Here is a 14,481-nt window from a genome sequence, read left to right as displayed (position 1 = left end):
GTAGCCGGCGGCCGTCGAGGACGCGCCGCCGGTTACGGGGACCGGGCCGGGACCCTGTCCGCGTGTTCCTACTTCTTTTTCGGTTTGGCCTTGGCTTCGGCGGCCGGCTTTTCGATGCCGAGCAACTCCACCTCGAACACCAGCGTGCTGTTCGGCGGGATCGGTCCGACGCCCGCTTCGCCGTAGGCTAGAGCGGCCGGGATGAAGAGCTGCCACTTCGAACCTTCGCCCATCAACTGCAGGCCCTCCGTCCAGCCCTTGATGACCTGATCCACACGGAACGAGGCCGGCTCGCCCCGCTTGTACGAGCTGTCGAACTCGGTGCCATCGGTGAGCGTCCCCTTGTAATGCACCTTGACGGTGTCGCTGGCCTTCGGCTTCGCGCCTTTCCCTTCCGTGACGACGACGTACTGGAGACCGCTGGGCAGCGTTACGACGCCGGGCTTCTTGGCGTTTTCTTCCAGGAAGGTCTGCCCAGCCTTCAGATTCTTGTCGCCGGCTTCCTTTTGCGCGGCTTGCGCCTTTTCGGCCAGGCTCTTCCGCAGATCAGCCATCGTCTTGGCCATGGCTTCATCGGTCATGGCGGATTTGGCGCCGGACATGGCATCCTGAATGCCTTTCGTAAAGACCTCGGGATTTACCTCGACGCCCTGCTTCTTGAAGTCGCCGCCGATCTGGTGGCCAATGCTGTAGCTCACGCGGTCCTTTTCGTCCTTGAATGCGGCCTCGTCGGCATAAGCCACGCCGGTGAGCCCGATGATCGAGGCCGTGACGGTCAGAACATGTTTCATTCTCGCTCCTTCAGTAGTGGGCATGTGGGTAAAGGATTCCTTGGCTTCCTGTCGCGAGCGCGGCATGGTGGGGATCGAGACCTTCGCAAGGACTCCTCCCTGTTGTCGCCAGCGCCCAGCGCGGCGCAACATTGTCGCAGGATGTGCCGCAGCGTGCACTCATCGGCTCGCCGGGCCGAGCCTTGCGGGCGATACTGGATTGGAACGGTGTCCGACGCTCCGCAGAGAACGGGCAGCGTTGAAAACAGGGGTCCCTCTGTTCCTGGGTCGGGCCTTCGGACTCAACTCCCCCTTGATCGATCGGCCCAAAGCGGACATCATCCGCGCTGGCTTTGACCCGGCGGCGACGCACGGAGCCCGCGAGGCCCGGCGGTTTTGCCGCCGACTGCTGCAGCGCAGCCCGTATCTCGGTCGCAGCTATCGCTTGTTGCGCTCAACGCGTGGGATATTCCGATAGCGGCGCCGTTCCGACGCACTGGCTATCGCCTCATGCCCAGAAGCGGATGAGCGTGCCGAGCTGACCCTACCATCGCAGGATCCGTAACAATGACGATACGCACTCGATTCGCCCCCAGTCCGACGGGTTATCTCCACATTGGTGGGGCGCGAACCGCGTTATTCTCCTGGCTTTATGCTCGCCGGCATGGCGGGACCTTCGTACTTCGCATCGAGGACACCGATCTGGAGCGGTCAACCGCCGAGTCGGTCAATGCGATCCTCGAAGGTATGACGTGGCTCGGACTGGAGTACGACGAAGGGCCGTTTTACCAGACGGAACGCTTCGACCGGTATCGCCAGGTCACACAACAGTTGCTCGATGAGGGCAAGGCCTACAAATGCTACTGCACCAAGGAGGAACTGGATGCCATGCGGGCGGATCAGATGGCCCGCAAGGAGAAACCCCGTTACGATGGACGCTGCCGCAACCGCAGCGAGCCGCGCCCGGGCGTCGACCCCGTGGTGCGGTTCCGCAATCCTGACGAAGGTCAGGTTACCATCGAGGATATGGTGCGCGGCCAGGTGCTGGTCTCGAATGCCGAACTCGATGATCTGATCATCGCGCGCTCGGACGGGACACCGACCTACAACTTTACCGTCGTCCTGGACGATCTCGACATGGGCATCACGCATGTCATTCGGGGTGACGACCACCTCAGCAATACGCCACGCCAGATGAACATTTTGGCGGCATTGGGTGCGCCGCTGCCGCGGTATGCGCATGTGCCGATGATTCTCGGCGCGGACGGCTCGCGCCTGTCGAAGCGCCACGGTGCGGTCAGCGTGATGCAATACCGGGACGACGGTTATCTGCCGGAGGCGGTGTTGAACTATCTGGTCCGTCTGGGTTGGTCTCACGGCGATCAGGAAGTGTTCTCGCTCGACGAGATGATCGAACTGTTCGATCTGGGCCAGATCAACCACTCGGCCTCGAGCTTCAATCCCGACAAGCTGCTGTGGCTGAACCATCACTACCTGATGCACGGCGACCCCTTGCATGTCGCCCATCATCTGCGTTGGCATCTGGGCCAACTGGGCATCGATCCGACCGACGGTCCTGATCCGGTCGAGATCGTCAAGGCACAGCGGGAACGCTGCAAGACCCTGGTCGACATGGCCAGGCACAGCGCGTTCTTCTACCGCGAGTTCACCGCGTACGACGAGAAGGCCGCGCAGAAGAATTTCGCCGGCGACGCGCCGCGGGTGTTGGAGGCGTTGCGGGCGGCGCTTTCGGATCTGTCGGACTGGCAGCGCGAGGCCATACATGGGGTGCTGGCCTCTACGGCCGAGGACCTGGGCGTCAAACTTGGCAGTGTGGCCCAACCGTTGCGTGTCGCCGTGACAGGGACGAGTGTATCGCCGCCGATCGATGTGACGGTGGAATTGCTGGGCTGCGAGAAGACCCTGTGTCGCATCGACCGGGCCAGGGAATTCGTTCGGGCGCTTGGTTTGGGGTAGACAAGTCCAGCAGGGCTGCTATAATGCACGGCTTACGCGGCTGGGGCCATAGCTCAGCTGGGAGAGCGCAACAATGGCATTGTTGAGGTCGGGAGTTCGATCCTCCCTGGCTCCACCATCCTCAACCGCGTAAGTATCTGTTCCTGTCCCCATCGTCTAGAGGCCCAGGACACCGCCCTTTCACGGCGGCGACGGGGGTTCGAATCCCCCTGGGGACGCCAATGACAAAGACGACTTGATCGGCGCATCGAGTCGTTTTCGGGCAGATGGGCGGAGCCCATTCTGACGCGATTTTCCAGCTGCTTCGAGGTTGCCTGCACGATGGCATCGATTGCTCGGACTCTGCTGAAATTCTCCATCTGGCTGGTTTTCTTCCTGCCTATGACCGCCTGCAATACTTGGTCCGGTTTCGGCAAGGATTTGCAGCACCTGGGCAAGAGCATCGAAGATCGCGCCAAGGAATCGCCGTCCACCGACAAGTAGCCACCGTCGGTTGATCTCCCCCAACCGCTGCTCTGCTTCGTTTGGGCGGTTTCCATGGCAATCTAAGGTTTCCCGCTTGTCCCAGTCGCCATTCGTTACGAAATGTACGGCGGCGGACGCCTGCCAGCGTGTAGTGCACAGAGCGCTCACATGCCGCCAGTTTCCGCTTGTTGACGCTCGACTCGAGTAACGAATCAGTAGCGAACGGGCAGGGCTCATAATCGTCCCTAGAGGGCACGGCCCATGCGAGGTGCGCTCAACGGTTCGCGCAATCACTCCTCCTTGCGACGCCTGCGAGCCCTTGGGTTGCCCTGTATTTCAAAAGGGTAAATCCACGAAAAGCCGGACAAGTTTGGGGATAAGGATGTCGCATTCGGCCTACAACCGCTCTGGCGCTCGGGAGTTATCGATGCTTTCGCATGAGATGCCGACAACCCGGGCATCTCGGTGCTGTGAGGTTGCTCAGCCAGACCAGCAGCGCAAAAGGGAAGCAGCAGACCATCGCCAGGAACCGCAGGATATCGACCAGCCCTTACGATGCGTGCTCGCATTAACGGGCGAAACGCCCTGGTCACCAGATTTCTAGCGGTCGCCGCTGCTGATTGGATCGTGTTCGGTCTCCACGTCGAATGCGTGCGACGGCCAAAGATTACCTGCCCTGTCTTCTTTGTCGTCAAGCTTGCCGTAATCGGCAAAGAGTTCGTCCGGGAGATCGTCCAGGGAGTCCGGGTTGGTTCTGGTGCCCATGCTGTGCCTTAAGGGGATCATGGCGAGTTGTTGGGTACCGAAAGCCGTTCGCAGACGGTGAGCCTTGGGGGGATGGCGCCGACATTGACAGTCGATCGAATCTCTCGATCCGTCAGCTTTCGGTATGGGGCTCGATGGTAACGGAGAAGGAACAGGTCCGTCACTCGGGAGAATCCGCATCGGGGAGTAAGCTAATGCCTGCCGATCAGAATTTGGGCCCGGCCCTGAGTCAACTGGAATAGCTCACAGGTTGGTTGGATTCGTAGGGGGCGCAGAGGGCGAAGGAGATCGCGAGAAGGAGTACCCACAGTGTCGGAATGTCCGTCAGGACGTCTCGGTGTTGAAGACGGTTCGATGGCAGGTCCTGTGTCCCCGAGAGGCTTTTCAGTCCGGAGTTGGGCATCTGGACTTCCGTGTACTCCTTATGCTTCAGGACTCACTCCGTAGTAGTACGGATGGCGAGGCCGTTGCCGAGGCGGTAACTTTGCCTGTCCGTTCGCCCGACAGCGGGTAGGGAAGCAGGAGCGTTCATTAGAACGGGGGGCTGGACGCGAAGTGTTCCAATCAAGATTCGCTGGAGGCAAAGCATGAGCGTGGAGACCGGAAGCAAAGCAGCTGAATGGTTGCAGCGGCAGAGTTCGCAGTTGAGCATCGAGCTTGCCAGGCGTTTGACGCGCGAAGCCAGGATTGCGCGAGTAGCCTATGCGCGGGCCGCGCGGAGAGGGTTCGAACCGGGGCATGAACAGGAAGACTGGCTGGCAGCCGAGCACGAAGTGGATTCCGTTTTCGACAGGGGCCGCACACCGAACGTGCTCAGGGATTGACGTTACCGCGGGGCCTTGTCACCTTCCGGATCCATCCTGTGGCAGGGCCCCTGCGACGCCATTGCGGATGCGGTGACAGCGTAAACGCTGTCCATTTTTCATCGCCGAAAGCCGGATAACGAGCTTGAACTCGTGGCGCAGAACCCCGAGCCGCCGGATATCGATGCTCGGTGTCGTTTCGCTTCGAAGCTCGGCAATGAATCCGCCTGCGCAACCCGTAACGTTCCCTTACCCCCAGATTGAGTTTCGTCAATGTCAGACCCGGCCGGCACGCATTATCGTGACGGCATTGGAGCCCGCAGGGCCTCAGGCCCGGCGATCGCGGCTATCCGCGCAGTTCCAATGGTTTGTAACGCGGATTCAGAGGGGTAATGTGTCATGAGCGTACTGAAAGTGGTCGAGATTCTCGCGGAGTCGGAGAAAAGCTGGGAAGACGCGGCGCAGAATGGCATCGACAAGGCGGCCCGAACACTGCGCAACATCCGCTCGATTTACGTCAAGGAAATGGAGGCCAAGGTTGCGGACGGCCGGATTACGGCTTACCGAATCAATGCCAAGATCACGTTTGAACTCGAGTAGTGGCGCAGCGCGCCGGCTGGTGACCGGCGCCGCCCCAAATCACCTCTTGCCCTTGGCACAACCTTAGTCGTTGGCCAGGGCCTGCAAAGCCAGAGCATCTCGCCGATAGCGGACCACATGGCTGCGGCTTCGCTCTGCGCTTAGAATGCCACTGCGTTTGAACTGCGCCAGGGTGCGGCTCACGCTTTCCGGAGTGACCGCCAGGATACCGGCCATCTCGTCGCAGGTCAGCAGTTCCACTTCGGACGAGCGTTCGCTCCCGTGCATGCAGGCCAGGAAATTGACCAAGCGCGCGACCCTTGCCCTGACCGGACCACAGCAGAACTGCGTAAGCCACAGGTCGGCGTCCTGCAAACACTCATACCAAGTCTCGGTCAAGCGGCAGTACAGGTCTGGGTGAGTCTGCTTGAGCCGGCGGAGCCGGGTCAACGAGAGACGGTAAGCCTCGACCGGTCCCACGGCAATTGCAGCGTGTTCGGTGATTGGATTGAGCAGTCCGCCCAGTCCGATCCATCCGCCGCGTCCAAGCAGGCGTACGATCCTGTCCCGTCCCTCGGGCCGGGTGGCAATCAGCTTGACCAGGCCTCGGCGGATGAAGAAGGCAGAGTCTGCCGCGTCGCCCTGGGTGCTGATCACGGAGCGGGGAGGGTACCAACAGCGCCGTGCGCTGCGGGCCATGGCCCGCAGAGCGATGCGGTCCGTACCCTTGGTCGGCTGCTGTGGAAGAGCCAGAGTAGTTCCAGCGCGGCCACCTTCCAGGCGCATCTGGGTTGCTGTTGCGCAGCAAAGCATGAGTTACCTCGGACAATCGATCTCGGCCGGAAGCGCTTGGACTCCTGCCTGGAGTTCAGGGACATCGCGGTCGTGGCGATGACGACGTGACGCGGTGCTACGATGCGCACTCATGCTGGTCGACCTCTCGTTCGGCCGCCAGCCAGTCATCGAGTTCATGGCCGGCTTCGAAACCTCGTGCCTCGGATTTTCGATAAGCGAGAGCGGCGATCCGCAGTTCGCGGCACGCCTCTGCCGACTGGGCGCTTTCCTCCTGGGGAGGAGGTGACGTGAACTGGATAGGGTTTGCGATTGCTTTCTGCGCAGCCATAGGGTGTCTCCGAATTCCGCTGTGGGGTGTGGATCGTGGATCAGAGCCAAAGGTCTGCGGAGACCAGCGGGCTCGGTGGCGCTTTCCAAGAGCCTACCGGACGCTCAGTGTGGCTGAAATCCGTGTGCTTACCTAGATAAAGCAGCCTAGTTGTCAGATCGGCACCGCCGGTTGGCCGAGGACGTCCCTGTCCAGAGAAGCGGTGCCATCCGGCTTGGGAGGTAGATCCAGGGAGAGGGTGTTCGCGGCCAGGTATTGAACGCGGGGCCGGACCAGATCTACCCAGTGTCTTGTGAAACGAGCACCCGCAGGACTCGCCAAAGGAAGCAGGGAGAGGGGCGGAACCCGTTCACCATGCCATGCCGGCTGAGCGTCGATCGGGATTTCTCTAGGTGGGAGCGGAGCTCGGTGAGTGTTGGCTCAGCTAGCGCCCGGGCGTTTCGCATAATGCGTATCGAGAGCCGCCAGGTCGGCTGGGCTGATGGTCCTGGTTCGATCGTAGGGTGGCGCGGTTCGGATTGATTCCCGGCTCAGGTCGACCGTCACCTGGCGGAAGCCCCAGTCGACTCCGAGTATCCACATCGGTGCGATCAGCACGTGCTTGCCCGGGAGCCAGTTGCGGGTGGCGACTTCCAGGAACCGAATCTTCCAGTCGGGCTCTTCCAGAATGAAATCCTCGACATGACCGATGTCGCCGTCTTGGGCATGGATGTGATAGCCCTTGAGTTCTGCACTGTCGCGCAGGTGCGGATGGGCCGGCTTTACCGGCGCCTCGAGGTGTTCTGTTGCCGGTTCACGCGGTTGGAACAGACCCCAATCAGGCGTTGCCACCCGATAGGGCGGCGGACTGACGAAGCGTTCGTATTGCTGCTCGTAATGGGATGAGACGGGCGGGTGGGTGTCGGCCAAGGGAGCGCCTTCGATCTGGCGGCAACTCAGTGCCACATCCAGGCAGTGGGCGTCGGTAACCGTTTCTCTGACTGTTGCCGGTGCGAGGAGCACCTCCCGCCCGAACACCCAGCTCCCCGTGCGCACGACAAAATAGCGCACGACCCAGTCCTGATCATCGAAATAGACCTTGACCAGGGTACCGATTATGCCGTCCTCTGCCAGCAGACTGTAGCCGGTCAGTTCTCGCAACCTACGGAGTTGATTCATGGTTTTGGGGAAACGTGGTCAGGGTGGCAATCAGCGGTCGATGCGATGGGCGATGGCAGAGCCCAGCGGGGAAAGCGTGAGCTGCCACAATTGGGTGTGCCGGGCCCGGAAAGCGCCTGCAAAGCTGAGCAGGTCGTAGTGCCGCATTCGCAGGAGGTGCTCTCCATAGCGTCGCTTTCAACTCGCCCAGACGCTCGATCCAGGGCCGGCCCGATCCGGCTGCGCCGCTTTCCAAAAGGCGGAAAATCAATTGGTCAGGGGATGTGCATTCCCACCACCCGTCCACGTAGCTCTCGCCCAGGCCCAGGGGTCTCTGGGCATGGACGCGGTTGTAGAAGCGTTCATCATTCACCTGGATGTCCCAAGGACGGTTGCCTTGGGGTCTCACGTCGGCACGTGCGAGCAATTCCTCAACGAGCTTTCGGGCGTGGTCTCGTTTCGTGCGCTGTCGCTCCAGCGGGCGAAGGCTATGCGCGGCCATGGAAAGCCCTCCTGATTACGCCAATGAGCAGGCGGCCGGTTCGGCTGATCGTGGCGTGACGGTCCAACACGTCATCGTCAACGACTGGTGCGCGAACGGTACGTCCCTGTTTCGCAGAATCCACCGGACCGAGCCCGTCTGCATTGACAAATGTCATTGATCGCTGGCAATCGGTTCTTGCGGCGGAGGCGACCAGGTTCTGCCTGCTTACCGACGATCCAGCCGCAAGGGCCCGAGTCCGTTGACCCACCGTCGCGAACACTCCGGGCCACTGCCGGGAGGTGTGTCGCTTGTCGGCGCGGAGACGACCCGAGGGAACGATCGTCGATCCGGGGGCATCTAGCGGAGAACTTCCCATCGTTCCCGCTATCGCCGCCCACCGCACGGAATGATTCATTACACGCTTTCCGGGACGCCGCCAATGCGTACGATTGCCGTCGGTAGTTGCACGTATGTCGTCAGGACTTGACGCCTGATATGGTGACTTTCTGATGCCGTGCCGCTGTCCCGGACGGGCGGTGCCCTTGAGGCGTGGCGGCGGGTCGGTTCTGCCGGTGACTATCGGGTATTGATGAGGTTCGGCATGACGTCCGCGCGAGACGATCAAGGTAAGGCGAAAAAGATCGCGGCGAGACTGGGCAAGAAGGGAAAGCTGGCCCTGGCGCGCCCCCAGCGCACACGGTGCGCCTGGCGTATCGTCTATCGCCACATGGCATGGGCTGGCGGCGTTGGCCTGATGCCTTTCCCCTTCTTCGACCAAGTGGTCATCGGTGGTCTGGTCGGAAAAATGCTGGCCGAGTTGTTCGAGCTGTACGGTGTCGAAGTGACGGAGCACAAGATGAAGACGATCATGGCCGCCGTGCTCGGCGGTGCCCATACCGAGTGGCTGTCGGTGTATGTGCTGGATTATGTGAGGCGATATCTGCCCGCCGTGTCGCCCACGACGATGCGGGTCACGCGACCCGTCATGGCCATGGCCGTTACCTACGCGTTAGGCTGGCTGTTCCTGGAACACCTCGATGCGGGTGCCTGGCGTTCGGAGGGCTCGACAGTCGGTCCACTACCGCCATCACTGTCACTACAGCCGCCTGTCGCAAGCCGGGATACAGGATGAGACCACAGCCCGCCCAGGCTTGGATCCTGTTCCATGAATAGCAGGCGGGGCCCCTGCGGCCGGTTGTTGTTTCTGACCTGAAGCGGGCTTAATCCAGAGATAGCGGGAGGTCCAGATGGCGGGGAATCGAATCGAGCGCAGCGAAGTCATTGCGACGCTGAACCAAATCCTCGAGTCCGAACTCGCCGGCGTAGTGCGCTACATGCACTACTCCTTCATGGTTTTCGGCTACAGTCGGATCCCCGTGGTGGGCTGGTTACGCGGACAGGCCAATGAATCGCTGGTGCATGCTCAGGAGATCGGAGAGTTGATCACCGCACTTGGCGGACACCCATCGCTGGGCATCGGGGAATTGCTGGAGACACATCACCATGATCTCGGCGATATCCTCCGCGAATCGCTGGAACACGAACGGGCCGCGATAGGCCTGTATGAGCAATTGCTGGAGCTCGTTCAGGGTCGGAACGTGATGCTGGAGGAGTTCGCTCGCCAGAAGATCGCCGCCGAATGCCAACATCTGAGCGAGGTGGATAAGATGCTGCGGCAGCCCAACGGGGTTCCGGTCGGCGCTTGATGGACGTCGCAGCAGCCGGTCATGAGCGACCCCGATCAGGTGGCCCGTTCTCAGAACTCAGACAGAGTGCTTCGCGCTCCTCCGGTAACGGGTCTAAGCGCACCAGCGATGCGCCGCGCCGACGCGGGAATGAGGGCTGTCGGCCGGGTTTTGGGTTTCGGGTTCACGCTGGTCAACCGGCGATAAGTCGCGGTCCGCGGGCGGTGTATACCGCAGCCGTCGTCGTGCTGGCGGCCTTTACGGGCGGCGCGGTCAGCGCGACCAACCTTCAAACCGTGAATGCCAGTCCGAGTGCGGGCGATCCCGTTCAGGGTCGCGCGCTGGTGCGGTCTTTCGGTTGCGGCGCCTGCCACGTGATCCCGGGAATTTCCGAAGCGGACGGTATCGTCGGGCCGCCGCTCGACCGCATCGCCGAGCGCGCCTATCTGGCCGGGGTTCTCGCCAACACACACGAGAACATGGTGCGCTGGCTGCGCGATCCCCCTGCCGTCGATCCAGCAACCGCGATGCCCAAAGTCGAAATGAGCGAAGACCAGGCGCTCCATATCGCGGCCTTTCTGTATACGCTCCGATGATGCGGGCGATCCGCGCGCCGAGCCACGCTGCATCGGCGCTGCATCAATAATAGCTGTGCGAGGCTTGGCCACCGCGTGTCATGCGGCGCAATTCGTCAGCAGCAACAACGGGAGCGTCTCCCAGGCGATGGCGACCAGCGCCAGCGCGCATAGGGCGGCGGTGATCCAGTCCACGAAGTGCGCGCTGCCGTCCGACACGCGCTGATGCCGCGCGGACCGAACGGCCCGGGCAATCATCCAGCCCGCGATCACGCCGGCTGCAACCGTTGCCGCGCCGATGACTCCGGTCAGCAGGCTGACGCCGAGCCAGCGTTCAGCGTCCCATCCTCGGGCGCAGACGACCGCCGTGGTCGCATAAATGAACAGGAAATGACCGCCCCAAATCAGTACCCCCGACAGGATCCGGACTGCTGTCCGAATGAAGGCGGCTGCCTGCGAAACATGGCTCATAGGAATCGCGGGGCACCGTGGAGGATGGCCAGGGTCAGCAGTCCCTGAAGCATCGTGTACAGCCAGAACAGCCGGGTGTTGTCGAAAGTCGCCCGCCGCTCTTGTGTCAGGAGCCCGGCGACGGAGCGCGCAATCGTGTAGCACGCCATGACCAGGGCCACCGCGACAAAAAACCCCTGATTGGCCAGCAAGACGTAGACGATGGCTGCGTAGGCGCTGTCGGTAGGCCTTAATCCGGATTCCCAGTGACTGGAGAGGTCGCTCAAAAAAGCCCCTACCAGCAACGTCACCGCAAGCGACAGGGCCCAGCAAAGGCGACGTGGAGGCTGTCGCCGCGAGGCTAGGGCGTGCTGGGCGTACTGGAGCAGTGCGGCACTGCCCAGCAAACACAGCAGGGAACGAAGGACCTTGGTGTCACTGGCAAGAGTGGACGCCTCAGCGGGCCACATCCCCGGTGAAACTGTCCAGAGGTAGAAGTAGGAGAACACATAGCAGGCAAACATCGTCGCAGACACCAGACTCAACACGATCATCGCCCACCAGGAATGAGACATGGGACCGGTCATGTAGACCGGTAGCATGATGCCGCAACCGATTGGCACCGGTGGCTGCGAAGGCCCGGGGTCGGTAGTCCACAGCCAGCGAATCACCATGATCAGTGCCACGCCGCCGGCGAACACTGCAGGAATCAGCCATTTGATCGTCAATAGCAGGAAGAAGGCCGCTGTGGCTATCGCTGCGATCAGAGTGGTCCAACTTGGCCCCGGCATCTGCAGCACATAGAGTGGCCGGGCGTGAATCGGGCTGGTGATGAGGGTTTCGCGGTAGCCAGTGGGAGCGCCGGGGAGGAAGTAGGCGCCTGCGGCGACGTCCTCGGCCATATTCGGCTGATCCCACAAGGGTTCGAGACTGGTCACGAAGGGAATGCTGCGGGACGCATAGTTTCCGTTCGGCAGCCATTCCAGCGTACCGGCGTCCCAAATATTGCCGATGCTGCGCGTGGTTGCCGGCCGGAGGTTCCGGATTAGGTCGACTAGAAACAGCCCCACGCCGGCGGCGATCAGGAAGGCTCCGACCGTCGACAGCAGGTTGGGAAGGTCCCAGCCCATGCCGGCGGGATAGGTATAGGTGCGTCGTGGCATGCCCAGCAAGCCGGTGAAATGCATCGGGAAGAAGGTCACGTTGAAGCCGACGAAAATCAGGCCGAAGACCCATCGCCCCAGACGCTCGGACAAGGCCCTGCGGCTGAGACTGGGGATCCAGTAGTAAAAGGCGGCGAACAGCGGGAAAACCATTCCACCGAACACGACATAGTGCAGGTGGGCGACCACGAAGTAGGTGTCGTGGGCCTGCCAGTCGAACGGTACGGCGGCCAGCATGACGCCGGTGAGCCCGCCCAGCACGAAGACGAACAGGAACCCCAGGATGAACAGGGCGGGCACCTTGAACTGCAGGCGTCCCGCGGCGATGGTCGCGAGCCAGGCAAAGATCTGAATCCCGGTTGGGACGGATACCGCCATGCTGGCAGCGTTGAAGTAACTGAGCGACAACTGGGGCATGCCGGTGGCATACATGTGATGCACCCAGAGGCCAAAACTCAGGAAACCGGTCCCGATCAACGCGGCCACCACCAGCCGATATCCGACCAAAGGGGTCCGCGCCATGGCCGGCAGGATCATGGAAACCATGCCTGCCGCCGGCAGGAAAATGATATAGACGTCAGGATGTCCGAAGAACCAGAACAGGTGCTGCCACAGCACCGGGTCACCGCCCTTGTCGGCGACGAAGAATGGCCAGTGAAAGCTCCGTTCCAACTCCAGCAGCGCAGTCCCGGCAATCATCGCCGGAAAAGCGAAGATGACCATCAGCGCGAACACCAGCATCGCCCAGCAGTACACCGGCATCTTGTCCAGGGACATGCCGGGTGCGCGGGTCAGCAGCACGCCCACGACGATTTCGACCGCGCCCGCGATGGCGGAGATTTCGATGAAGCCGATGCCGAGCAGCCAGAAATCGGCGTTGTCGCCTGGATCGTATTCGAAACTCGTCAATGGCGGGTACATAAACCACCCGCCACGCGGCGCGAGTTCGAAAAACAGGCTGCAGAAGAACACCAGGCCGCCGACCAGATAGGCCCAGAAGGCGAATGCCGACAGTCGCGGGAACGGCAGGTCGCGTGCTGCCTGAATATTCGGCAGCAGCAGCACGCTGATGCCTTCGACCGCGGGGATTGCGAACAGGAACATCATGACGGTGCCATGCATGGTGAAGACCTGGTTGTAGGTCTCGGGTCCGAGCAGGGTATTTTCCGGAACGGCCAGTTGGGTTCGCATCAGCAGCGCCAGAACGCCGGCGAGCAGAAAGAACAGGAACGCGGCACCGACGTAAACCAGGCCGACGAAGATGTTGTTGACCTCGGTCAGGAAACGGATCCCAGACGGGAATTGCCAGGCCCGCTCGAGGGTAACGAGTTCGTCGTCGGGCCGCGGCAGCGTGTTGGGCAATTCCATCAGCACACCCTGGCAGAGACGGCTCGCGGCCGACGAGGCACGTTGCACCGGCATCCGTGGGCTCGCGCGACGCGACGCCCTGTCTCACTGTGCCCGAGGAGGGCCTGGTCGTGGCTGCCGCTCATTTCAGGCTCGCGAGATAGCCTGCCAACGCACGCAGATCCTCACCGGAGTAGCGGTCAAACGAGGGCATGTGACTCCCCATTTTGAGATGTTGACTCGAGGCGATCCATCCGGCGAGTGTGCCGGCATTGTTGGGTAGTGTCCCTGCAGCGATCCAGTGCCGGCTGCCGACATGCGTCAGGTCGGGGCCGTGCTCGCCCCGGGCCGAGGTGCCGCGAATCGTATGGCAGTCAGAGCAACATTCTTTTTGCCCGCAGTCAGCGGACAGGAACAGGTACTCGCCGCGTCGCAGGAAGGGCTCCTTCGGTAACGCGGCAAGCCGCCGCTGCGCGGCTAGCCAGTTGGCGAAGTCCGCGGGCGGTTGAGCCGTTAAGTGAAACGCCATCCTGGCGTGCTGCGCGCCGCAGTATTCGGCGCACTGCCCGCGCCACGTGCCGGGCCGATCGACGCGGAGCCGGATGCTGTTGGTGCGTCCGGGGATCATGTCCAGTTTGCCCGCGAGGTTCGGGATCCAGAAACTGTGGATAACATCCTGGGCCGTCAGCTGGAGGTGCACCGCTTGACCGGTAGGAACGTGCACCTCGTTGGCGGTGGTGGCCTCGATCGTGCCATCAGGCGTGAGGTAATGCACTTCCCACCAGAACTGATGCCCGATGACGTGCACCTGTACGGCCCCCGTGTCGTCGATCTCGACGATCCGGCTCGCCGTGACGAGCGAATAGGTCAGGAGGCCCGATAGCACCAAGAGCGGGAGTGCGATGCCGCCACCGACGATGAATCGCAAGCGTGCCACCCGCTCCCGGTACCGGCCCGCTACGGCATAGGCCGCCAGCACCATGACGCCAACGAAGATCACGACGGCGCCGACACTCATGACCCAGCCGAGGTCGGCGATCAACTGGGCGACCGGCGTCTGCGGGTGCAGTACCGACTGAATCTGATCGGTCGGCGCGTCGAGCCAGGACTGGGTTGAGTGCCGGGTCATGGGCCAGTGGATACCTTTCCGGGCTGGGG

At 62.0% G+C, this 14,481-nt stretch carries 15 protein-coding genes and 2 tRNA genes; 9 read left to right on the top strand and 8 right to left on the bottom strand.

Annotation, left to right across the window (positions count from 1 at the left end; all coding sequences use genetic code 11):
* Window positions 1–68: 68 nt before the first annotated feature.
* Window positions 69–791: a BamJ family beta-barrel-assembly machinery protein gene (gene bamJ / locus ACW73L_RS10365; protein ID WP_498921831.1), complete on the bottom strand. Its 723-nt coding sequence runs from the start codon at window positions 789–791 to the stop codon at window positions 69–71.
* 546 nt (window positions 792–1,337) lie between these two features.
* On the opposite strand from bamJ, the gene gltX reads away from it, so the two are divergent.
* The 4 genes from gltX to ACW73L_RS10345 all read left to right on the top strand — a co-directional run bounded on the left by gltX (window position 1,338) and on the right by ACW73L_RS10345 (window position 3,230).
* Window positions 1,338–2,747 carry a glutamate--tRNA ligase gene (gene gltX / locus ACW73L_RS10360; protein WP_498921830.1) on the top strand — a complete coding sequence of 470 codons (1,410 nt, stop codon included), beginning with the start codon at window positions 1,338–1,340 and terminating at the stop codon, window positions 2,745–2,747.
* Between the two features lie 42 nt (window positions 2,748–2,789).
* Window positions 2,790–2,865: transfer RNA gene (locus tag ACW73L_RS10355), tRNA-Ala, on the top strand.
* A gap of 27 nt (window positions 2,866–2,892) precedes the next feature.
* Window positions 2,893–2,968 (top strand) — tRNA-Glu (locus ACW73L_RS10350).
* A 100-nt stretch (window positions 2,969–3,068) separates the two neighbouring features.
* On the top strand, window positions 3,069–3,230 hold the full coding sequence (locus ACW73L_RS10345) for a hypothetical protein (RefSeq protein WP_201276122.1): 162 nt from the start codon (window positions 3,069–3,071) through the stop codon (window positions 3,228–3,230).
* A gap of 582 nt (window positions 3,231–3,812) precedes the next feature.
* On the opposite strand, the gene ACW73L_RS10340 is transcribed toward ACW73L_RS10345, so the two are convergent.
* Complete coding sequence (locus tag ACW73L_RS10340) at window positions 3,813–3,977, bottom strand: hypothetical protein (protein ID WP_498921829.1); 165 nt, start codon at window positions 3,975–3,977, stop codon at window positions 3,813–3,815.
* 587 nt (window positions 3,978–4,564) lie between these two features.
* On the opposite strand from ACW73L_RS10340, the gene ACW73L_RS10335 reads away from it, so the two are divergent.
* Both ACW73L_RS10335 and ACW73L_RS10330 read left to right on the top strand, forming a co-directional pair.
* Window positions 4,565–4,801: a DUF2934 domain-containing protein gene (locus ACW73L_RS10335; protein WP_139556383.1), complete on the top strand. Its 237-nt coding sequence runs from the start codon at window positions 4,565–4,567 to the stop codon at window positions 4,799–4,801.
* Window positions 4,802–5,179: 378 nt separating this feature from the next.
* The gene (locus tag ACW73L_RS10330) at window positions 5,180–5,380 is read left to right on the top strand and encodes a dodecin family protein (protein WP_498921828.1); all 201 of its coding nucleotides are present in this window, start codon (window positions 5,180–5,182) and stop codon (window positions 5,378–5,380) included.
* Between the two features lie 63 nt (window positions 5,381–5,443).
* Here ACW73L_RS10330 and ACW73L_RS10325 read toward each other — a convergent pair whose 3' ends face one another.
* The 3 genes from ACW73L_RS10325 to ACW73L_RS10315 form a co-directional block, all read right to left on the bottom strand.
* Window positions 5,444–6,145, bottom strand: coding sequence for a Crp/Fnr family transcriptional regulator (locus ACW73L_RS10325; RefSeq protein ID WP_498921827.1), 702 nt, complete (start codon window positions 6,143–6,145; stop codon window positions 5,444–5,446).
* Between the two features lie 124 nt (window positions 6,146–6,269).
* Entirely contained in the window at window positions 6,270–6,482 is a 213-nt protein-coding gene (locus ACW73L_RS10320) for a DUF2934 domain-containing protein (RefSeq protein WP_139556386.1), read from the bottom strand.
* A 420-nt stretch (window positions 6,483–6,902) separates the two neighbouring features.
* Window positions 6,903–7,640: a PRC-barrel domain-containing protein gene (locus ACW73L_RS10315; protein WP_498921826.1), complete on the bottom strand. Its 738-nt coding sequence runs from the start codon at window positions 7,638–7,640 to the stop codon at window positions 6,903–6,905.
* A 1,064-nt stretch (window positions 7,641–8,704) separates the two neighbouring features.
* On the opposite strand from ACW73L_RS10315, the gene ACW73L_RS10310 reads away from it, so the two are divergent.
* The 3 genes from ACW73L_RS10310 to ACW73L_RS10300 all read left to right on the top strand — a co-directional run bounded on the left by ACW73L_RS10310 (window position 8,705) and on the right by ACW73L_RS10300 (window position 10,384).
* Complete coding sequence (locus tag ACW73L_RS10310) at window positions 8,705–9,235, top strand: hypothetical protein (RefSeq protein WP_498921825.1); 531 nt, start codon at window positions 8,705–8,707, stop codon at window positions 9,233–9,235.
* A 115-nt stretch (window positions 9,236–9,350) separates the two neighbouring features.
* On the top strand, window positions 9,351–9,809 hold the full coding sequence (locus ACW73L_RS10305) for a ferritin-like domain-containing protein (protein WP_498921824.1): 459 nt from the start codon (window positions 9,351–9,353) through the stop codon (window positions 9,807–9,809).
* 203 nt (window positions 9,810–10,012) lie between these two features.
* Window positions 10,013–10,384, top strand: a complete 372-nt coding sequence (locus ACW73L_RS10300; RefSeq protein WP_498921823.1) for a c-type cytochrome — start codon at window positions 10,013–10,015, stop codon at window positions 10,382–10,384.
* Window positions 10,385–10,462: 78 nt separating this feature from the next.
* Here ACW73L_RS10300 and ACW73L_RS10295 read toward each other — a convergent pair whose 3' ends face one another.
* The 3 genes from ACW73L_RS10295 to coxB form a co-directional block, all read right to left on the bottom strand.
* Window positions 10,463–10,834: a hypothetical protein gene (locus ACW73L_RS10295; RefSeq protein WP_498921822.1), complete on the bottom strand. Its 372-nt coding sequence runs from the start codon at window positions 10,832–10,834 to the stop codon at window positions 10,463–10,465.
* Window positions 10,831–13,398, bottom strand: a complete 2,568-nt coding sequence (locus tag ACW73L_RS10290; RefSeq protein ID WP_498921821.1) for a cbb3-type cytochrome c oxidase subunit I — start codon at window positions 13,396–13,398, stop codon at window positions 10,831–10,833. Before ACW73L_RS10290 ends, ACW73L_RS10295 begins: the two co-directional genes overlap by 4 nt.
* A gap of 67 nt (window positions 13,399–13,465) precedes the next feature.
* Window positions 13,466–14,452 carry a cytochrome c oxidase subunit II gene (gene coxB, locus ACW73L_RS10285; RefSeq protein WP_498921820.1) on the bottom strand — a complete coding sequence of 329 codons (987 nt, stop codon included), beginning with the start codon at window positions 14,450–14,452 and terminating at the stop codon, window positions 13,466–13,468.
* Window positions 14,453–14,481 lie beyond the last annotated feature (29 nt).

This window comes from Methylolobus aquaticus (assembly GCF_054172105.1).
This window is presented reverse-complemented; position numbering and strand designations above follow the sequence as displayed.